Annotated in this window: 1 rRNA gene; it reads left to right on the top strand. The window is 39.6% G+C overall.

Annotated features, from left to right (window positions below):
• Positions 1-77 (top strand): 5S ribosomal RNA (gene rrf / locus FS736_RS23460); the annotation flags it as partial.
• Positions 78-356 lie beyond the last annotated feature (279 nt).

Raw genomic sequence — 356 nt, 5'->3', positions numbered from 1 at the left:
CCGAACACGGAAGTTAAGCTTCTCAGCGCCGATGGTAGTTGGGGGTTTCCCCCTGTGAGAGTAGGACGCCGCCGGGCGAAAAGACAGAGATTTTGATCCCTGTCTTTTTTAATCCCCATATCATTCTTTTCCAGTTACTGCTGGTTGTTAGGTAACACCTGAGGTGTTATTATAGTAACTCAGCTCCGCTTGATTGATTGTTTAAAAGACTTTCAAAAAAAGTGTTGACGAGCTGGTTCAAAGGTGGTAAGATTTAAAAGTTGTCATTTGAACGACAACAATATTGTTCTTTGAAAACTAAACAAACAAGCGTCAACAAACAATAAATTATCATGCTTCTATTAATAGAAGACATG

This window comes from Cytobacillus oceanisediminis 2691 (assembly GCF_007678455.1).
GTDB lineage: Bacteria > Bacillota > Bacilli > Bacillales > Cytobacillaceae > Mesobacillus > Mesobacillus oceanisediminis_A.
This window is presented reverse-complemented; position numbering and strand designations above follow the sequence as displayed.